The organism is Microbacterium sp. P2_F9 (assembly GCF_056403635.1).
In genome coordinates this window covers 1-2,264 of record NZ_JBFUFC010000336.1, presented here as the reverse complement: position 1 = coordinate 2,264, position 2,264 = coordinate 1, and the positions used below count along the sequence as shown (strand labels likewise).

General features: G+C 61.2%; 1 protein-coding gene. It reads right to left on the bottom strand.

Annotated features, from left to right (window positions below; genetic code table 11):
- Positions 1-2,264: BREX-2 system adenine-specific DNA-methyltransferase PglX (pglX, locus tag AC1DVT_RS19670; protein ID WP_477391019.1), on the bottom strand; the 2,264-nt coding region annotated here is incomplete at both ends.

The following is a 2,264-nucleotide window of genomic DNA, read 5'->3' as shown; positions in this document are numbered from 1 at the left end:
GGTCCCATCCGGCCCAGCCATACACCTCGGTCGTGTCGTCCGGCAGCTTCGACCCCGGAACAGAGATGAACCGCTCTTTCGGCACGTCGAGCTTGCCGCGCGCCGACCAATACGAGGTCTTCGCGAAATCGGTCGGACCGTACTTCGGCGGCACTGGAACATCGACCCGCTCCCCACGGTCCTCCAAACGCTGCAACTCCCACGTGTGCTCCCATGCCTGGAACTTCTGCAGTCCTGACGGCTTGTACCGAAGCGCCGCAAGACCGGGCACCGCCGCGTCGGCGAGGAGCTTGCTAATCTCGGTAGTCAGGTCGTAATCGTACGAAGCTGTGTCGACCGCCATCAGCTCGCGGAACCGCTGATCCCGCCGCAGGGTGTCGGCAACCTGCGCGGCCGAGCGGACGAGTGGGCGACCGGACGAATCGTGCCAGATCTCGGTGGCCTCAAGCCGATCCAGAAGCGCCTTCCCTAGCGCCTCCTTCACTAGCTGATCCCATGTCGCACCCGCCCAGCGCCGCTTGTACTCGGGCTGCTCCAGCAGACGCAACGACGGGTTCGATTCGATCGCCGCGATCCGCCGCTCCGTGAGATCCCGATGCCACTCCGGCCAACTCGATGGGAACTCGGTCAGGGGTGCGCGACCGTGGCGCTCAAACCACACTGTTTCCGCTTCCCCGGTCGCAACCGTCCGCGCAAGTATGATCTCGAAGATGCGCTCGCTCGGATCGATCGGCACGAGCTCGGACACCTCGGGCGCGAGCTCCGGCTCAGCAAGCCCGTAGGCGACATAGGTCTGCCAGTCCAGTTCCTCCTGCAGGTAGGTCAGCTCACGGCCGAGCTGCAACCACTCCGCCTTCGCGGCGGTAAGGGCGGCGGGTCCTGACGCCCTGAGGACGGCACTTGGCGTGGCATTGGCGCGTGCGCGAGCAGTCTCGTCAGCTCGGCGGGCGAGGTCGCGTCCCCGATCCGCCGGCAGTGGGAAGTCCAACAGTTTGGTTGCGCTGAACTGATAGCGCGGCTCCCAGGGCTCATCACCAATTCCGCCGCCAACACCTCCGTTGCCCTTGTTGAAGCTGACTTGCTTCAACCAGAAGAGCGAAACGGACGAGTTTAGGACGCCGAGGAGGTCGTAGTGGTCATTCTCCGAAGAGCCAGCACGCAACTTGATCACTGGGGCGGTGCGATCGAACACCTTGCCACCACGGTCGAGCACAAAATGGTTGTGCGTAGACACTTCGGCGTATGCAATTGATAGCGGATTGGCAAATCGTCGTTCGAAGAACATCGAATACTCGAACCACTCTTTGCCGCGCTCTATCTGAGTCGCCCCGAAAGCAACCCGTTCACGCAACTGACGCTTCCAACGCCAAAGAAATCTCAGCGTTGATTCGTCGGCGCGTGCTTGCAGGCTACCGGGTTCATACGGCCAGATTCCGTCAGGAACAACGCTGGACAGAGCAAAGTCACGAAMCGATCCGCCAGTAACTAGCGTTGTCCGGTGGGACGACGAGATTCGCAGTCGCTCGAGTGTCGCCGTACCGACCTGATACACGTCATCCTCACGAGTGACGGCACCGAAGCCCACTTCGCTCACCCATTGCGACAGGGAGGACTGAGCRCGACTCTCTACGAGGGCTCGAAGTTCGCCAGTGCCGCCACCAGTTAGCGACCACGGGAATATTGCATACCTGCTGCGGGGAGCGTCGGCAACCGAGACATAGGGGCCGTTGTATCCGGGGCTGTCTAGATGATCGRGAATGTCGCGCCAAACGAGTCCTTCTGCTGCCACACTCGGTTGCCCGGCCTCGCCACGCACCCCAAGCACAGCACGAATCTCAGCGACCTGGGGTTTTCGTGGCCGGCCGACGAGAATAACTGTCGGCGTTCCGTGGCCAGGGATGTAGGCACCAGAAGTGTCAACGATGTGAGTCAGGTCGACATAATCGGGCGACATTCCTGTAAATTCCCCGGAAAGGAATTGTTGGATCAGTTTCTTACCGAACTCGCGCTTCATGAACGAGTTTGACGTGATTTGACCAACGAAGCCCGCACCACCCTTGTTCGCGCGTCTTGCGAGTCTGAATAGGAGCTCCATGAATGGCACCGASAGCGCATAGGCGCCCGCGCACGTCTTGTACAGCTCTCGATAGCGCTGGTTGAGGCTTCTATCCTTGACCGTGATGTAGGGCGGGTTTGCGACGACGACGTGGTACTGGTCGCCTTGCAGGATGCCCGCGTACTCGCGGAGGTCTTCGGAGTCGTAG